The organism is Gordonia sp. NPDC003950, from assembly GCF_053605205.1.
The window spans coordinates 20,596-36,079 of record NZ_JBSGIT010000026.1; the positions used below are offsets into that span (position 1 = coordinate 20,596).

Consider the following 15,484-nt stretch of genomic DNA (forward strand, 5'->3'; position numbering starts at 1 on the left):
AAGGATCGCCTAAGCACATTCACATGCCGCGGGCGGGATTGCGGGAAACACCTCGTGCACACGCCGCCGCGGCCGCACGTAGGGTGACACTGTGACCGACACCACTGCGACGACCGACACCACCGCGCGTGCGAACACCGCATTCCCCGCTCCTGACCTCACCGGTCGTTCGGCCCTCGTGACTGGTGCGAGCCGTGGCATCGGCCTGGCCATCGCCACCGAACTCGCCCGCCGCGGCGCCGTCGTTGTCATCACCGGCCGCAAACCCGACCCGCTCGCCGAGGCCGCCGCGGCGATCCACGCCGGGGTACCCGATGCCACGGTCACCGATGTACCCGGCAACACCGGCGACGCCGACCACCGCACTGCCGCGGTCGCGGCCGCCGTCGCCCAGGGCGGCATCCACATCCTGATCAACAACACCGGGATCGCCCCGACCGCGGGCCCCCTGATGGATGCCGACCTCGACGCGGTGCGCAAGACCTTCGACACCAATGTCGTCGCCGCACTCGGTTTCATCCAGGAGGCATACCGGGCCGGGATGGCCGAGACCGGTGGCACCGTCGTCAACGTCGTGTCGGTCGCGGGACTTCGGTCCACCGGCGTGATCGCCGCATATGGCGCGTCGAAGGCCGCGCTGATCCGCCTTACCGAAGAGCTGGCGTGGGAACTGGGCCCGGCCGGGATCAGGGTCAACGCGATCGCCCCGGCGATCGTGCGCACCAAGTTCGCCGATGTCCTGATCAGTGGCGACAACGGGGCCAAGGCGATCGCCGGTTACCCCACCGGTCGCCTCGGCGAGCCCGAGGACATCGCCCGCGCGGCGGCGTTCCTCGTCGGCGACGAATCATCGTGGATAACCGGGGAGACCCTCCGGGTGGACGGCGGCCTGATGTCCACCGGTTCGATGTGAGCGCGCCGGCCCCGTCGTCGACGTCATCGGCCCGATGAGCAGCACATCCGTAATCGTCGTGGGCGCGGGCCCGTCGGGCCGTGCCCTGAGCCACCGGCTCCTGCACCACGGGGTCGCGGTGACTCTGATCGATCCGGCGCCGCACCGGCGCTGGACGCCCACCTATGCCGCCTGGACCGACGAGCTGCCCACCTGGGTTGGCGGTGACATGGTCGCGGCCCGCGTCGACTCGGTGTCGGTTTATGCGTATCGGCGGCGAGACATCGCCCGCGGCTACACCGTCTTCGACACGCAGCGACTACAAAACGGACTCTCCATCGACGATGCACACGTGGTCGACGCGAAAGCCGTGGAGGTACAGACTCATTCGGTGATCACCGACGACGGCGAGTCGATCACCGCCGACCACGTGATCGACTGCCGCGGCACCTCGGCCCGTCACCTGCCGCGCCAGACCGCCTACGGTGTGATCGTCGGAGACGACGACGCGCGCCGCGTGCTCGACGGATCGCCGGCCATCCTGATGGATTGGCGCGCACCGGAACACACCGCGCCGTGGCAGCACGGTGGACCGTCGCCCTCGTTTCTCTACGCCGTGCCACTCGGTGCGGACACGGTCCTGCTCGAGGAGACCTGCCTGGTGGGCCGGCCCGCACTCAGGATTCGTGAGCTGCGCGACCGTCTTGCCCGTCGTCTCGCGGCCTATGGCCTCGCCGACGCCCGCCTCCGCGGCTCGGAGACGGTGGCGTTCCCCATGCTGCCCGACACCCGAACACCCTGGGAGACAACTCCGTTGACCTTCGGTGCGGCCGGCGGGCTGCTCAACCCGATCAGCGGGTACGGGGTGGCCACCGCGTTGCGCTGTGCCGATCTGCTGGCGCGCGGAATCCGCGACGGGGATGATCCCACCGAACTGCTGTGGCCCTTCTCGGCGCGCCAGGTGTGGCGACTGCGATTGCGCGGTCTCGGGGTGCTACTCGGCCTCGATCCCGCACAAACCGTCACCTTCTTCGCCGCGTTTCTCGCACTGCCGGTGAGCGCACAACGCAGCTACCTCAGTGAGCGCACCGATCTGGCCGGCGCGCTGGCAGCGATGCGATCGGTCTTCGCCGCACTCGACCACCGCACCCGACTCCGGTTGATGCGTGAGGTCACACGCCCCGGGCTCGGTTGATCACTCCCGTGAGAGCGCCGTCAATGTGTGGCCAAGCGCTGTCAACGTGAGGCGGGCGCTGCGCACGGGCCTGGCGGTCAGAGGCGGGTGTCCACCGGCTCGGATTCGAGGGCCAGCACACCGAAGACGCATTCATGCACCTGCCACAGCGGGGCACCCTCGACGTGACGCGCCAGTGCCTCCCTGCCCAACCGGTGCTCACGCGCGGCCATCGACCTCTTGTGCCGCAGGTCGCGGGATCGCAGGCGGCCAAGATCGTCGAGGTAGCCGGGGCCGTAGATGATGCGCAGGTAGCCCGGCACACGGTCGGATCGGCCACCGGATTGAACACCGTCGCCACGCCCTGGCTGGTCTCGAACCGCTGGACCCGGTCGGGATGCTTGTGCAGCAGGAAACCCAGATTGGTGGCGGGCGTCGTCGGGTCATCCGAGCGTGCCTCGATGGTCATGAACACACCGCAACGATAGCGATGCAGGCAAGCCATTTCGGGTTCCGAACCACGTGCCGACTATCGGTTTTGCGTGGTTTGCGCTGGTCACGCAAACCGAGGCCGAGTTGGGCGGACTTCGGGATAATGTTAGCCTTCCCTAACGTGCGGCCTCGATGTGTGTGAGGCCGAGTCACGTTGCACTCCCGGAAGGCATCACATGAAGGTCTGCGTCGTCGGCGCCGGTCCCTGCGGACTGACCACCATCAAGCAACTTCTCGACGAGGGCCACGAGGTGGTCTGCTTCGACAAGAATCCCTCCCCCGGCGGCATCTGGCTGCGCGAGGGTGACGACGGCTCCACGATGAAGGCCTATGACAGCCTGATGCTGACCATCTCCATGAAGCTGATGGCCTACTCCGATTTCCCCTTCCAGGGTGGTCGCGTCTTCTATTCGCGCCGTGAGTATTTCGAGTACTTGCAGGAATACGCGACGACCTTCGGCCTACACGACCACATCCGGTTCGGTCACGAGGTCACCGATATCGTGCGCAAACCGTCGTCGTGGACGGTGACCGTGCAGCACAACGGCGTCGAGACGATCGAGGACTTCGACGCCGTGGCGGTGTGCTCGGGGCCGTTCAAGACCCCGCATCGCGACATCCCCGGTCTGGAGAACTTCACCGGCGAGATCGTCCACTCCGCCGAATACCGCGACAACGAACGGTTCCGCGGCAAGAAGGTCCTGGTGGTGGGGATGGCCGAATCCGGTGCCGACATCGTGCGAGAGGTCGGCGACGTCGCCGACGAGTGCACTCTCGCGATCCGGTCCTACACCTATCTGCTGCCACGCATCTTCAACGGCACCCGGACCACCGACAACGGCACGGTCCGCTCGCACCATCACGAAATGCTGGACCGCTCTTCGCATTACCCGTTCGCCCTGGACACGATCTGGGGCCGCAGCCCGATCGCCAAGGCGGTGTTCGGGGTGGTGTCGGTGGTCCTCGGTGTCCTCACCACCGCACTCGGCGCGGCCCGGGTCTACCGCGACAGGCTGATCCCGTCGATGCGCGCCGCGCAGCCGGAACTGAACCCGATGCGCGAGGCCGTCGATCCGCCCAAACTCGACATCGGCACCGAGCACAACGACGCCAACTTCGAGATGATCCGCACCTGGAATCGCCGCTCACACCCGAACGACAGTTGGGCGCAACGTGGGATCTTCTGCAAGAACGTCAGTTTCACCCCGCATCTGGTCAGTGGTCGCATCACCCTGAACGACGCCGGCATCTCCTCCTCCGACGGCAACACCGTCACTTTCGGTGACTCCACCGTGGGCGAGTACGACACCATCGTGTTGTGCACCGGCTTCACCAAGGAGGAGTTGTCAATCGGCGACCTGCAGGTCAAGGACGCCAACGTGCGCAACCTGTACAAGCACTTCCTGCATCCCGAACATCAGGGAACCGCCGCATTCATCGGTTTCGTCCGTCCGTTCTCCGGCGGCATCCCGATCTGCGCGGAGATGCAGGCCCGGTACTTCGCCCGCGTGCTGAGCGGAAAGCTCACTCCCCCAGCCGATCTCGACGAACGCATCGGCCGTGAGAAGGAATGGGAGGAGCACTGGACCGAGTTGAGTCCCCGCCACACCGAGGCCATCCCGTCGCAGGTCCTCTACCTCGACGCGCTCGCACGCGAGATCGGCTGCCTGGTACCGATGAGCATGATGCTGCGCAACCCGAAACTGTTCATCCAGTTGTGGTTCGGCTCGTTCAACCAGGCCTGCTATCGCATCGTCGGACCGCATAACCGCGGCCGGGCGGCACTCGACGACCTGTACTCCGAGATCGTCGACAACCGACGCGAGATGGCCTTCCGCATGTCGACGTTGCGGTTCCTGCCGACCGATGTGCATCCCGAACACATGATGTAGCAACGGTTCTCGCGGGGCAGTTGTCACACCGGGCGGGCGGGACGTGCGCTCAGCGCAGTTCGCGCCACCGGGCCACCATGTCGTCGACGTCGATGGTCCGCGCGACGATGTGCGACGCCGGCCCCAGGCTCGGACGTAACCGATCCTGTTTCACCCGCTTGTTGTAGTCGTCGAGGATCGCCCGCACCGCCTGCTCGTCGGAGATGCCGCGCAACGACTCCGGGAATGTGTCGGCTTCTTTGCGCAGTTGCAGAGTCGGCGGTAGCAGGGCGGTGGAGTCGAGTTCCTCGTCGCGGATCTTCTGCTTGGCCCACCAGTCGGGATCGTCGAGTCCGGACAGGTTCAGCGGCTTGCCCATGCCGGGGAGATTGTCGAAGTCGCCGCGTTCGGTGGCCTCGCGGATCGTCTTCTCCACGCGATCCTCGTGCCGCTGCGGTTTCCACCGGCGGACACGACGGAAGTGCCCCTCCGGTGGATCGGTCCTTTCGGTCACGCCTCAGACGGTGAAACCGAGGGCACGCAGTTGCTCGCGGCCGTCGTCGGTGATCTTGTCCGGGCCCCACGGCGGCAACCAGACCCAGTTGATCTCCATGTCGGTGCACAACCCGCTGCTGACCAGGGCCGACCGCGACTGATCCTCGATCACGTCGGTCAATGGGCACGCCGCCGACGTCAACGTCATGTCGATCTTGGCGACCGCGTCGTCGGTGATCTCGATGTCATAGACCAGACCCAGATCGACGACGTTGATCCCCAACTCGGGATCGACGACATCGCGCATCGCTTCTTCGACGTCCTCCAGCAGCGGCAGCGACGTGCTCACCGGCGCTGGTACCGCAGTGGTCGGGACCTCGGTGCTCGGCGCCTCGGTGGTTGTGGTGCCGGTGTCTGTGGCATCGATTGCCGTCTGATCAGTCTCGTTGCTCATGCGAGTTCCGCTCGTTGTGTCTCAATGGATTCCACCGACTGGGCCAGTGCGTCCTTGAACGCCAGCCAGCCGAGCAGCGCGCATTTGACGCGCGCCGGATACTTGCTCACACCGGCGAAGGCGATGCCGTCACCGATCACGTCCTCGTCGCCCTCGTCCTTACCGCGTGAGGTCATCATGGCGTTGAAGGATGCGATGGCGGCCAGCGCGTCGTCGAGGCTGCGACCCACGATCTGGTCGTAGAGCACCGATGTCGACGCCTGCGAGATCGAACATCCCTGTCCGTCGTAGGAGACGTCGGCGATCGTCTCGCCGTCGTCGCTCAGCGCCACCCTCAGGGTCACCTCGTCACCGCACGTCGGGTTCACGTGATGGACCTCGGCGCGGAACGGTTCCCGCAGTCCGCGACCGTGCGGATGCTTGTAGTGATCGAGGATGACGTCCTGGTACATCTGCTCCATCCGCATCAGCCGGCCACCCCGAAGAACTTCTGCGCCGTGCGGATGGCGTCGGCGAGGACGTCCACCTCGTCGAGGGTGTTGTAGGCGGCAAACGATGCGCGTGCCGTCGCTGCGATTCCGAAGCGACGATGCAGGGGCCAGGCGCAGTGATGGCCGACCCGGATGGCCACACCTTCGTCATCGAGAATCTGCCCGAGATCGTGGGCGTGGATGCCGTTGACGACGAAGGACACGGCTCCGCCCCGGTTCTCGGTGGTGGTGGGACCGATGATGCGCAGTCCGTCGATCTCACCCAAACGTGTCAACACCCGGTCGACCAGCGAGTGCTCGTGGGCGGCAACGGCATTCATCCCCAACAGCGACAGGTAGTCGACGGCGGCACCGAGCCCGACGACCTGCGAGGTCATCGGCACACCGGCCTCGAACCGCTGCGGCGGTGCCGCATACGTCGAGACCTCCATGGTGACGGTCTCGATCATCGATCCGCCGGTGATGAAGGGCGGCAAGGCATTCAGCAGTGCGCTCTTGCCGTAGAGGACCCCCACCCCGGATGGCCCGAACATCTTATGCCCGGAGAATGCGGCGAAATCGACGTCGAGCGCCGCGAAGTCGACCGGCATGTGCGGCACCGACTGGCAGGCGTCGAGCACCACCAGCGCGCCGACCTTGCGAGCACGGCTCACCAGTTCGTCGACGTCGGCAACGGCACCGGTCACATTCGACTGGTGCGTGAACGACACCACCTTCACCGTCTCGTCGAGCACCAGGGAGTCGAGATCGATGCGGCCGTCATCGGTCACGCCGTACCAGCGCAGGGTCGCACCGGTGCGCCGGCACAACTCCTGCCACGGAACGAGATTCGCGTGATGCTCGAGTTCGGTGATCACCACGGTGTCACCGGCACCGAGCGCGCGTCCGCCGAAGACGGCGGCACTGCGGTCGTCACCGAGTGTGTAGGTGACCAGGTTCAGCGACTCGGTCGCGTTCTTGGTGAACACGATCTCGTCGACGCCCGCACCGACGAACGCGGCGATCTTCTCGCGCGCCTGTTCGTAGGCGTCGGTCGCCTCCTCGGCGAGCTGATGCGCGCCACGGTGCACGGCGGCATTGCGCGTGGTCAGGAACTCGCGTTCGGCGTCGAGAACCTGTACCGGGCGCTGCGAGGTGGCCCCGGAATCCAGGTACACCAAAGGTTTGTCGTCGCGGACGGTCCGTCCCAGAATCGGGAAATCGGCCCGCAGTGACGCCACGTCGAAGCCTGCCACCGGTGCGGCGGAGAGAGTCACGACGCCTCCTTCACGATGATCTCGGTTCGGTGATCGGCGACCCCGGTGAGCCCGACTCAGCGGGCCGCGGCCGCCGAGGTGAAACGCACGTAGCCGTTCTCCTCGAGTTCATCGGCCAGCTCCGGACCGGCGGACTCCACGATTCGACCGCCCACGAAGACGTGCACGAACTCGGGCTTGATGTAGCGCAGGATGCGAGTGTAGTGGGTGATCAGCAGGATGCCGCCGTTCTCGGCTTCCTTGTAGCGGTTCACACCCTCGCTGACCACGCGCAGCGCGTCGACGTCGAGACCGGAGTCGGTCTCGTCGAGAATCGCGATCTTCGGCTTGAGCAGGTCGAGCTGCAGGATCTCGTGGCGCTTCTTTTCGCCACCCGAGAAGCCCTCGTTGACACTGCGTTCGGCGAACGACGGATCGATCTCGAGCGCGGTCATCGCCTCCTTGGTCTCCTTGACCCAGTGACGCAGCTTCGGTGCCTCACCGCGGACGGCGGTGGCGGCGGTGCGCAGGAAGTTCGACATCGACACCCCGGGCACCTCGACGGGATACTGCATCGCGAGAAACAGACCGGCGCGGGCCCGTTCGTCGACGCTCATCTCGAGGACGTCCTCACCGTCGAGGGTGATCGATCCCGAGGTCACCTGATACTTGGGATGCCCGGCGATCGCATAGGACAGCGTCGACTTACCGGAACCGTTGGGGCCCATGATCGCGTGGGTCTCACCGGAACGAACCGTCAGGTTGACGCCCTTGAGGATGTGGATCGGCTCTGCCTCGGAGTCGCTCTGGGCGACGTCGACATGCAGGTCGCGGATTTCGAGTGTGCTCATTGGTCGTGGTCTTTCGTTGTGTGGGCTGGGTGATCTCGATACGGGCCCCGCTACGCTCGGGCCTACTCGATCAGCGGGTGGATACGACGAGGGGGCCGCAGACGCTCAGGTGCCGGCGTTCTCGAGTTCGGCTTCCACCGCCGCCTCGAGGCGTTCTCGCAGATCGGGGACCGAGATCTTGGCGATGATCTCGCCGAAGAATCCACGGATCACCAGACGTCGGGCCTGATCCTCGGGGATTCCGCGGGCCTGCAGGTAGAACAGCTGCTCGTCGTCGAAACGTCCGGTGGCACTGGCGTGTCCGGCGCCGACGATCTCGCCGGTCTCGATCTCGAGGTTGGGCACCGAGTCGGCGCGGGCCCCGTCGGTCAGGACGAGGTTGCGGTTGAGTTCGAAGGTGTCGGTGCCCTCGGCCTCGGGCCGGATCAGCACGTCGCCGATCCAGACGGTGTGCGCCTCCCTGCTCCGGTCGCTCGGATCGCCTTGCAGCGCACCCTTGTACACCACGTTCGAGCGGCAGTTGGGCTGGCTGTGGTCGACGAGCAGACGCTGTTCGAGATGCTGTCCGGCGTCGGCGAAGTACAGACCCCACAGTTCGACATCGCCGCCGGGTGCGTCGTAATGGACCACCGGTGACAGGCGGACGAGGTTGCCGCCGAGACTGACCGCGAAGTGGCGCACCACCGCGTCGCGCCCGACCTTGATGTGATGCGCGGCCACATGGACGGCGTCGTCATCCCAGTCGTGCACGTTGACCACGGTCAGTGACGCCTGGTCGCCGACCACGAACTCGACGTTTTCGGCATAGGTACCGCCCCCCTCCTGGTCGAGGACGATCACCGCCCGGGAGAAAGGCTCCAGCCGAATCTGGATGTGCCCGTAGGCGACATCACCCTCACCGGGCCCGGTCACCCGGATGGACACCGGGTCACTCAATTCCACTTCCTTGCCGACGGTCACCACGGTGGCCTCGTCGAATGTCGAATATGCTTGCGCCGCAACCCGATCGAACGGAACGCCACCATCGCCGAGGCGGGGATCGTCACGTTCGACGGTCTCGGCGGTGACGCCGTCGGTGACACCGTCGACGGTCACCTTCGCGATCGCGGTGGCGGTCGCCGTTCCGTCGTGCAGTCCGCGCAGGCGACGGAACGGGGTGAACCGCCACGCCTCCTCGCGGGGGCTGGGAACCTCGAACGCGTCCACGTCGAAGGACGTGAACTGTTCGCCTTTGTTGACCGGGGCGGCCGCATCGGGTGCGGTCACCGGGAGTGTGGGGTCCGCCATCAGCCGACGGCTCCTTCCATCTGCAGTTCGATGAGCCGGTTGAGTTCGAGGGCGTACTCCATCGGCAATTCCTTCGCGATCGGCTCGACGAAGCCGCGCACCACCATCGCCATCGCCTCGTCCTCGGTCAGGCCACGGCTCATCAGGTAGAAGAGCTGATCGTCGGACACCTTGGAGACGGTCGCCTCATGACCCATCGTGACGTCGTCCTCGCGGATGTCGACGTAGGGGTAGGTGTCGCTGCGGGAGATCGTGTCGACCAGCAGCGCATCGCATTTCACCGTCGAGCGGCTGCCGTGCGCACCGTTGTTGATCTTGATCAGGCCGCGGTAGGAGGCGCGGCCACCGCCACGTGCGACCGACTTGGACACGATGTTGCTCGACGTGTTGGGCGCCAGGTGCACCATCTTCGATCCGGTGTCCTGGTGCTGCCCCTCGCCGGCGAATGCCACCGAGAGCACCTCACCCTTGGCGTGTTCGCCGGTGAGCCACACGGCCGGGTACTTCATGGTGACCTTGGAGCCGATGTTGCCGTCGATCCACTCCATGGTGGCGCCGGCCTCGGCCTTGGCGCGCTTGGTGACCAGGTTGTAGACGTTGTTCGACCAGTTCTGGATGGTCGTGTAGCGGCACCGCCCACCCTTCTTGACGATGATCTCCACGACGGCCGAGTGCAACGAATCGGTCTTGTAGATCGGCGCGGTACATCCCTCGACGTAGTGCACGTAGGCACCCTCGTCGACGATGATCAGGGTCCGCTCGAACTGACCCATGTTCTCGGTGTTGATGCGGAAGTAGGCCTGAAGCGGGATGTCGACGTGCACACCCGGCGGGACGTAAATGAACGATCCGCCCGACCACACCGCGGTGTTGAGCGCGGAGAACTTGTTGTCGCCGGCCGGGATCACGGACCCGAAGTACTGACGGAACAGTTCCGGGTGCTCCTTGAGACCGGTGTCGGTGTCGAGGAAGATCACGCCCTGCGCCTCGAGATCCTCGCGGATCTGGTGATACACGACCTCCGACTCGTACTGCGCGGCGACGCCGGCGACGAGGCGCTGCTTCTCGGCCTCGGGGATGCCGAGCTTGTCGTAGGTGTTCTTGATGTCCTCGGGAAGCTCATCCCACGTGGTGGCCTGCTTCTCGGTGGACCGCACGAAGTATTTGATGTTGTCGAAGTCGATGCCGTCGAGTTCGGCACCCCAGTGCGGCATCGGCTTGCGATTGAAGATGCGCAATGCCTTGAGGCGCTGTTCAAGCATCCACTCCGGCTCACTCTTCTTGCCCGAGATGTCGGCGACGACCGCGTCGGACAGGCCGCGCTGCGCACTCGCACCCGCGACATCGGAATCGGCCCAGCCGTATCCGTAGTTGCCCAGCGAGGCGATTGTCTCTTCTTGCGTGAGCGGCGCCGCCTTGTCCGGGGCGGCGACCGAGGGATCGGTGACTGTCATCGCGAAGCCTTTCGACTCGTGGTGGGGCGAGCGGGTGCGGGCTGTGCATCGCTCGTTTGTGCATCTGCGGAGCCCGGTGGGCTCGAGGGGACCGGCGGCGGCGACGTTGCCGATGACCCGTCGGGAGGTGGATCCGGATGAGGCAGTGGTACATGGGTGGTGCAGGCGCAATCGCCGTTGGCGATGGTGGCCAAACGCTGCACGTGGGTGCCGAGGAGTTCGGTGAACACCGCGGTCTCGGCCTCGCACAGTTCGGGGAACTCGGTGGCGACGTGGGCAACCGGGCAATGATGCTGACAGATCTGCATCCCCGAACCGACCTGGCGGGTGTTGGCGGAATAGCCGGCGCCGGTCAGGGCGTCGGCGATGTCGGTGACGGTACCGGCGACGGCGTCGGCGTCAGCCGCCGGAGTCACCTCGGCGACGATGCGCTCGACGCGCTCCCGCGCGAATTCCGACACGGCCGCCGACCCGCCGAGATCGCGCAGCTTGCGCATGGCGGCACCGGCGAGATCGTCGTAGGCGTGCCGCAGTTTTCCGCGTCCGGCGGCGGTGATCTGGAAGAACTTCGCCGGACGACCACGTCCACCGCGATGGCCGAAGGCCGCCGAGGCCTCCTCGACGTCGCCCGCCGCGGCGAGCGCGTCGAGGTGTCGACGGACGCCCGCGGCGCTGATGCCGAGGCGCTCACCGATCTCGCCCGCGGTCAGCGGACCGTCCTCGACGAGGAGATTCACCACTGCCGCCCGGGTTTGACCGTCGGTGTGCACACCGGCATGCGCCGAGTCGGTCGACGACACGACCTCACCGCGCACTGATCCACCTGGCATGGTTTTCACAACACGAGTGTGACGTAAATGATTCCCGGGTTCCAGCAAGGGTGCCCTTAGCGGCGCTCATCACAGTACGACTGCGACCACGATGCGGCCGACGTGGCACACCGTCGTGCGGCGTCGATGACCTTGAGTGGCGATGACCTAGAGTCGTCGTGTGCCAGAAACCACGGTGCTGCGTCGGGCACTGGATTACGTCGGATTGAGCAAACCCGCTCGATCGACGCCACGCGACCCCGACACACGCGGTGGATACGGCGTGAGCATCGCCAAGATGCACGACCGTGAACGTGAGGTCGGGCCACTCGATGCGGCCGAGAACCGACGACTGACCCGCATCAAACTCTTCGGTGCGACGGGCACGATCCTCATGCTCGTCGGTTCCCTGGCCACCGGGCAGATCCCGGTGCTGCAGAATCCCGTGGCCGGTGTCCGCGTGTTGTCACTGCCGTCGCGGATGTGGAGCACCGCGCTGACCCTGTCGATCGGCGGCACCATCATGCTGGTGGTGGCCTGGCTGTTGATCGGCCGGTTCGCCGTCGGCCGGTTCAGTGTCGAGGTCCTGCACGGACGAAGCCCGGAACGCCGCATGACCCGCGCACAGGCCGACCGGACCCTGCTGCTGTGGATCGCCCCGATCGTCATCGCCCCGCCGCTGCTGAGCAAGGACATCTACTCCTACCTGGCGCAGAGTGCGATCGCCTACCGCGGGATGGACCCGTACACGGTCAGCCCGCTGCGCGGACTCGGTGTCGAGAACACCCTGACCCGCTCGGTGCCCAACCTGTGGCGCGACACCCCGGCGCCGTACGGGCCGTTCTTCATCTGGATCGGCAAGGGCATCACCGCGCTGACCGGGGACAACATCACCCTGGCGATCTTCGCGCACCGGATCGTCGCCCTGATCGGCATCGCCCTGATCGTCTGGGCATTGCCCCGACTGGCGCGGCGATGCGGTGTCTCCCCCGTCGCCGCGCTGTGGCTCGGCGCGATGAATCCGCTGGTCATCCTGCATCTCGTCGGCGGCATCCACAACGAGGCCCTGATGCTGGGCATGATGCTCGTCGGTATCGAACTCTCGTTCCAGGCGATCTACGGCGCCGATCCGCTGTGGCCGCCCGGTGCTCGACTGCCCAGCCGGGCGGGCTGGTTGCTCGTCGCGGGCGCGGCCATCATCTCGATGAGTGCGCTGGTGAAATTCACCTCGATCCTCGCGCTCGGCTTCGTCGGAATCGCCCTGGCGCTGCGCTGGGGCGCGACACTTCCGGCGCTGCGACGTGCACCGCCGGGCCAGTGGTGGCCGCGCTCGCGCCGGACCGTTAGGGCACTCGTCGCCTCCGCCGGACTGCTCGCCGTCATTCTCGCGGTGGTGATGGTGCTGGTCTGCCTCGGCACCGGCCTGGGCTTCGGCTGGACCAAGACCCTCTCGACGGGCGCCGTGGTGCGTTCCTGGATGTCCATGCCGACGCTGCTGTCGGTGTCGGCCGGTCGGGTCGGGGTGTTCCTCGGCCTCGGCGACCAGACACAGGCCATCCTCGATGTCGTACGGCCCCTCGGGCAGCTCATCGCCGCGATCTTCGTGGTGCGGTGGATGCTGGCGACGCTGGCCGGCCGGTTGCATCCGCTGGGCGCACTCGGGGTGTCGATGGCCACCGTGGTGGTGTTCTTCCCATTCGTCCAGGCCTGGTACCTGTTGTGGGCGGTCATCCCGCTCGCCGCCTGGGCCACCCGTCCCTGGTTCCGGATCGCGACCATCTCGGTCTCGGCGATCATCGCGATCGTCGTCATGCCGACCAGTTCCAACACCAGCGGCGTCGTCCTCGCCCAGGGCCTGCTCGCCGGTGTGATCATGGTCGCGGTCATGACCGCCCTGTTCTTCGAGGACTGGCCGTGGCTACGCAGGCGACGGCGCAGGTCCGGCGACCGCGCCACCGAGACGACGCCGACCTCGACGTGATCGGCACCGCGTCAACGAGCAAGCGCCGACGGCTGCCGTGGTTTTTTCCCTGCGCCCACGAGGGCATAGTCTGGCCGGTGTGCGCAGCGCGACCCACCCACCGTCGAGCGACGATCCGATGACGGGTCGTCCGCACGATGGTCGCCCGCAGGGCACTCGTCGGGACGGTCTTCGTCAGGACGGTGGTCCTGACGGTGCTGGTCCACACAGCGCGTCCGCGCCGAGGGCCACCGACAACCACGACGTCGAACCCGCCCTGCGGATCCGCGGACTGGTCAAACGCTTCGGTGGACACACCGCCGTCAACGGTCTCGACCTCGATCTCGCCGCGGGAACGGTCCTGGCACTGCTCGGACCCAACGGTGCCGGCAAGACCACGACGGTGGAGATCTGCGAAGGGTTCCAGACCGCCGACGAGGGAACGGTGCGGGTCCTCGGACTCGACCCGACCCGTGACAACAACGAACTCCGCCGGCACATCGGAGTGATGTTGCAGGGTGGCGGGGCCTACCCCGGTGCGCGCGCCGAGGAGATGCTCCGACTGTGCGCCGCCTACAGCGCCGATCCGATCGACCCGGATTGGCTGCTCGACGCACTGGGCCTACGCGACGCGGCCCGCACCCCATTCCGGCGCCTGTCCGGCGGCCAGCAGCAACGGCTCTCGTTGGCCTGCGCCATCATCGGCCGGCCGGAGTTGGTCTTCCTCGACGAGCCCACCGCGGGCCTCGACGCCCATGCCCGGCTGGTGGTCTGGGACATCATCGACCGGCTGCGCGGCGACGGTGCGGCCGTCCTGCTGACCACCCACCTGATGGACGAGGCCGAAAACCTCGCCGACCATGTGGTCATCATCGATCGGGGCCGGGTCGTCGCCGACGGCTCACCGGCCGACCTCACCAGCCGTGGGGCCGAGAACGAATTACGCTTCACCGCGCCCCGCGGCCTCGACCTGACGCTGCTCGAGTTGGCCTTGCCCGAGGGCTACCGCTGTTCGGAGACCGGACCGGGCAACTACCTGGTGCTGGGCACGGTCACGCCTCAGGTGCTGGCGACCGTCACCGGGTGGTGCGCGAAGATCAACGTCCTGGCGACCGATCTGCGGGTCGAGACCCGCAGCCTCGAGGATGTGTTCCTGGATCTCACCGGACGGGCACTGCGATGACCGGCCTGACCACGAATCGATTCCCGGCAGGCACCTTCACGCCCGGCGCCGGCGCGGCGTCCCTGCCCAAGATCCTGGCCGCCCAGACGCGCCTGGAACTGCGCCTGCTGCTGCGCAACGGCGAGCAACTGCTCCTCACGATGTTCATCCCGATCACGCTGCTCATCGGGCTGTGTCTGCTGCCCCTCGACACCGATCTGGGCTCGAGCACCGCCGAACGCGCGGCGACGTTCGTCCCCGCGATCATGACCGTCGCGGTGATGTCCACGGCCTTCACCGGTCAGGCGATCGCGGTCGGCTTCGATCGTCGCTACGGAGCGCTCAAACGGCTGGGGGCGACCCCGATCCCGCGGTGGGGGATCATCGCCGGGAAGTCGTTGGCCGTCGTCGCCGTCGTGGTGATGCAATCGATCATCATCGGCGCGATCGGCGCCTCCTTCGGCTGGCGACCCGGCCTCGCGGGGCTGGCGATCGGTGCGGTCGTCATCGCGATCGGCACCACCGCCTTCTCCGCACTGGGTCTGCTGCTCGGCGGCACCGGTAAGGCCGAGGTCGTTCTCGCGGTCGCCAACCTGCTGTGGTTTGCCATGGTCGGGATCGGCAGCGTCGTCATCATGGAGTCGCGGATCCCCACCGCCCTGTGGTGGATAGCGAGATGCATTCCCTCCGGTGCCCTGACCGAGGCGCTGGAACGCGCCACGCACAGCCAATTCGACGTCTTCGGCGTCGTGGTGCTGATCCTCTGGGCGGTCGTCGGCGGCACCGCCGCCGTGCGCTGGTTCCGATTCGAGTGATCTCATCAACCCCTGACCCGATAATTCTCACAGCCCCCACGA

Annotated in this window: 14 protein-coding genes and 2 pseudogenes; 6 read left to right on the plus strand and 10 right to left on the minus strand. The window is 66.6% G+C overall.

What is annotated here, in order from left to right; translation table 11 throughout:
- Positions 1–91 precede the first annotated feature (91 nt).
- Both ACWETB_RS19965 and ACWETB_RS19970 read left to right on the plus strand, forming a co-directional pair.
- On the plus strand, positions 92–913 hold the full coding sequence (locus tag ACWETB_RS19965; protein ID WP_452213155.1) for an SDR family oxidoreductase: 822 nt from the start codon (positions 92–94) through the stop codon (positions 911–913).
- Positions 914–947: 34 nt separating this feature from the next.
- Positions 948–2,087 carry a lycopene cyclase family protein gene (locus tag ACWETB_RS19970; RefSeq protein WP_449742899.1) on the plus strand — a complete coding sequence of 380 codons (1,140 nt, stop codon included), beginning with the start codon at positions 948–950 and terminating at the stop codon, positions 2,085–2,087.
- 77 nt (positions 2,088–2,164) lie between these two features.
- Here the strand turns inward: ACWETB_RS19970 and ACWETB_RS19975 are convergent.
- Positions 2,165–2,449, minus strand: a pseudogene (locus ACWETB_RS19975) (polynucleotide kinase-phosphatase); the annotation flags it as partial.
- Positions 2,383–2,535, minus strand: a pseudogene (locus ACWETB_RS19980) (3' terminal RNA ribose 2'-O-methyltransferase Hen1); the annotation flags it as partial. The pseudogenes ACWETB_RS19975 and ACWETB_RS19980, both read right to left, overlap by 67 nt.
- Positions 2,536–2,734: 199 nt before the next feature.
- Between ACWETB_RS19980 and ACWETB_RS19985 the strand changes: the two are divergent.
- Complete coding sequence (locus ACWETB_RS19985; protein WP_452213157.1) at positions 2,735–4,450, plus strand: flavin-containing monooxygenase; 1,716 nt, start codon at positions 2,735–2,737, stop codon at positions 4,448–4,450.
- A gap of 49 nt (positions 4,451–4,499) precedes the next feature.
- Here ACWETB_RS19985 and ACWETB_RS19990 read toward each other — a convergent pair whose 3' ends face one another.
- The 8 genes from ACWETB_RS19990 to ACWETB_RS20025 form a co-directional block, all read right to left on the minus strand.
- Positions 4,500–4,943, minus strand: a complete 444-nt coding sequence (locus ACWETB_RS19990) for a DnaJ family domain-containing protein (RefSeq protein ID WP_452213159.1) — start codon at positions 4,941–4,943, stop codon at positions 4,500–4,502.
- Positions 4,944–4,946: 3 nt separating this feature from the next.
- The gene (locus ACWETB_RS19995; RefSeq protein ID WP_449742900.1) at positions 4,947–5,378 is read right to left on the minus strand and encodes a metal-sulfur cluster assembly factor; all 432 of its coding nucleotides are present in this window, start codon (positions 5,376–5,378) and stop codon (positions 4,947–4,949) included.
- The gene (gene sufU, locus ACWETB_RS20000) at positions 5,375–5,845 is read right to left on the minus strand and encodes a Fe-S cluster assembly sulfur transfer protein SufU (RefSeq protein ID WP_449742901.1); all 471 of its coding nucleotides are present in this window, start codon (positions 5,843–5,845) and stop codon (positions 5,375–5,377) included. The genes ACWETB_RS19995 and sufU overlap by 4 nt, the downstream gene beginning before the upstream one ends.
- Positions 5,845–7,125 (minus strand): cysteine desulfurase, encoded by a 1,281-nt coding sequence (locus tag ACWETB_RS20005; protein WP_452213162.1) that lies wholly within the window; start codon positions 7,123–7,125, stop codon positions 5,845–5,847. The genes sufU and ACWETB_RS20005 overlap by 1 nt, the downstream gene beginning before the upstream one ends.
- 56 nt (positions 7,126–7,181) lie before the next feature.
- A complete protein-coding gene (sufC, locus tag ACWETB_RS20010) occupies positions 7,182–7,955 on the minus strand; it encodes a Fe-S cluster assembly ATPase SufC (protein ID WP_449742903.1) in 774 nt (257 codons plus the stop codon).
- Positions 7,956–8,060: 105 nt separating this feature from the next.
- Positions 8,061–9,242: a Fe-S cluster assembly protein SufD gene (gene sufD, locus ACWETB_RS20015; RefSeq protein ID WP_449742904.1), complete on the minus strand. Its 1,182-nt coding sequence runs from the start codon at positions 9,240–9,242 to the stop codon at positions 8,061–8,063.
- A complete protein-coding gene (gene sufB, locus ACWETB_RS20020; RefSeq protein ID WP_449742905.1) occupies positions 9,242–10,696 on the minus strand; it encodes a Fe-S cluster assembly protein SufB in 1,455 nt (484 codons plus the stop codon). The genes sufD and sufB overlap by 1 nt, the downstream gene beginning before the upstream one ends.
- Positions 10,693–11,526 (minus strand): helix-turn-helix transcriptional regulator, encoded by an 834-nt coding sequence (locus tag ACWETB_RS20025; protein WP_452213165.1) that lies wholly within the window; start codon positions 11,524–11,526, stop codon positions 10,693–10,695. The genes sufB and ACWETB_RS20025 overlap by 4 nt, the downstream gene beginning before the upstream one ends.
- A 160-nt stretch (positions 11,527–11,686) precedes the next feature.
- Here ACWETB_RS20025 and mptB point away from each other — a divergent pair, with 160 nt between their 5' ends.
- The 3 genes from mptB (at position 11,687) to ACWETB_RS20040 (ending at position 15,442) form a co-directional block, all read left to right on the plus strand.
- The gene (mptB, locus tag ACWETB_RS20030; protein ID WP_449742906.1) at positions 11,687–13,486 is read left to right on the plus strand and encodes a polyprenol phosphomannose-dependent alpha 1,6 mannosyltransferase MptB; all 1,800 of its coding nucleotides are present in this window, start codon (positions 11,687–11,689) and stop codon (positions 13,484–13,486) included.
- A gap of 79 nt (positions 13,487–13,565) precedes the next feature.
- Positions 13,566–14,648 carry an ABC transporter ATP-binding protein gene (locus tag ACWETB_RS20035; protein WP_449742907.1) on the plus strand — a complete coding sequence of 361 codons (1,083 nt, stop codon included), beginning with the start codon at positions 13,566–13,568 and terminating at the stop codon, positions 14,646–14,648.
- Complete coding sequence (locus ACWETB_RS20040; protein WP_452213167.1) at positions 14,645–15,442, plus strand: ABC transporter permease; 798 nt, start codon at positions 14,645–14,647, stop codon at positions 15,440–15,442. The genes ACWETB_RS20035 and ACWETB_RS20040 overlap by 4 nt, the downstream gene beginning before the upstream one ends.
- The last annotated feature ends 42 nt before the right edge of the window (positions 15,443–15,484 follow it).